The organism is Mesorhizobium sp. P5_C1, assembly GCF_054049815.1.
The window spans coordinates 1-1,634 of record NZ_JBFULQ010000859.1 but is presented as its reverse complement, the minus strand read 5'-3'; the positions used below and the strand labels follow the sequence as shown (position 1 = coordinate 1,634).

The following is a 1,634-nucleotide window of genomic DNA, read 5'->3' as shown; positions in this document are numbered from 1 at the left end:
CCCTCATCGTCTCCTGTCACTGCGGTCAGCCCGTCGTCGGAGAAGCCAAAAGCACTGACGTGCACTCCGATCGAAGCGCTGCTGTTGCTGCCGTCAATAACGCGCAAAAAACGTCCGGTGTCCGCGTCCCAGAGCCTTGCTGCCGGCTCACCATACCCGCCACCTGTGGCCAGCAGCTTGCCATTGGGTGAGAACGTCACGAACGAAGCCTCCTGCGGCCGCAGGTTGGGCACCAGGGCAGCGAAATTGTCTGGGCCGCGACTACCAATGTCCTGTGCAAAGGCGACGCCGCACAACACCGAACAAATCAGGAAAAAGTACAGGACCTCGAAAATTACCCGGTGTGGTCTCATGCGCAGCCCTCATTGAAAGCTGTCGCGGCTTGCCGCGAACTCTCTTTGCAACTGGGTCGGTGACAGTCGTCGCTTGCCTTCGAAGATCGACACGCCCTACGCCGCGCGACGCGTCGCAGCGTAGGGGCGCCGACGATGCTCTCGCTATAACCCGTTGCGCGCTACTGCCTCCAGAATCGGCACGGATGTGGCATGATGCATCCTAGTTTGCCGTCTTTTCGGCAACAACATCGATATTGAGAGGCGACAGATCCTCACCCGGTATGGGCGCCGGCTTCGGAACCGGCTTTCCGTCAAAGAACACCTTGATCTCGTCTTTGCGGCGGTTCTTCAATCCTACCAGTTCGACACCTGCCGCACGTGTCCATCTGAGGAGCTGTTCGGGGACACGATCAAACTGCTTTTTCTTGACGACCGCGAGAAGGGTCGAGGTCTTGAAGTTGTTGCCGCCAACATTGAACGTAAAATCGACAAGCGCGGCATAGGCGCCGTCGTCGATATCTTTTGGCACGGCCAGCTGCACAGTGATCTGGGCCTTCGACATGTCCTCGATAAGCAGCTCTTCACCGCGCTTTTTCGAGATACCTTTCAGGAACTCCACTTCGTTACCCGTACCGTCGCAGTTCTTTTTCTTCAGGAGATGGCCGTAGCCGACGGTGCAGTAGCCAACGGCATCATTATAGCGCTTGGGGACCCACCCTTCCCATTTCTTGGTCAATTCAATGCCGGGCCGGTATACCTTGCGCAATTCCACACCCTGCGGCAGTACATCCTTGGTGTCTTCCAGGAGGATGCCCGGCGCATGCTTGTCCTTGAGGGTTTTCACCGCCTGACCGGCTTGGACGTGCGCGATCGAGACTGTTGTCACGCATAACGCCAGAAGAACAGCCTGCGACCAAGGCTTACGCTTGAACCCTTGCCTGTCCGATTGTGCTTTCTTGAAAACTGTCATTGTCTGTCCTTCTCCGACTTGCCGAGTTAAGGTTGAATTTCAATATCCATCCGCATGGTTGCCCAGGAATTCAGATCAAAATCCGGAACCTGGGCGGAGTCCCTGAAACCAGGATTAGAGAGCCCAGCGAGAAGCCAGCCAAGCGGGCCGGCATCTCTGGGATCTATGCCCTGCTGCTCGAGGAAATGGACGTTGACTGGCGAAGTCGTCGCAAGCACCAGGTAGGATTCAAGGCCGGCGGGCGGCCCGACCTTCAGTGGCGGTTTTGTGCTGATCGTGACGCCAGCCTGCAATTTGTCCCCTGATCCGCCATCTCCCAAGACATACAC

At 57.2% G+C, this 1,634-nt stretch carries 3 protein-coding genes; all 3 read right to left on the bottom strand.

Features of this window, described 5'->3' with window-relative positions:
* On the bottom strand, nt 1–353 hold a 353-nt coding region (locus ACXJ7R_RS32010; RefSeq protein WP_457155301.1), incomplete at its 3' end, for a WD40 repeat domain-containing protein.
* Nucleotides 354–555: 202 nt separating this feature from the next.
* Nucleotides 556–1,305, bottom strand: coding sequence for a lysozyme (locus ACXJ7R_RS32005; protein WP_457155300.1), 750 nt, complete (start codon nt 1,303–1,305; stop codon nt 556–558).
* 26 nt (nt 1,306–1,331) lie between these two features.
* Nucleotides 1,332–1,634, bottom strand: a 303-nt coding sequence (locus tag ACXJ7R_RS32000) for a hypothetical protein (RefSeq protein WP_457155299.1), incomplete at its 5' end; no start/stop codon positions are given.

Coding starts and splice junctions, on each gene's coding strand:
- ACXJ7R_RS32005 (WP_457155300.1), bottom strand. CDS start 1,305: ATGACAGTTTTCAAGAAAGCACAATCGGACAGGCAAGGGTTCAAGCGT.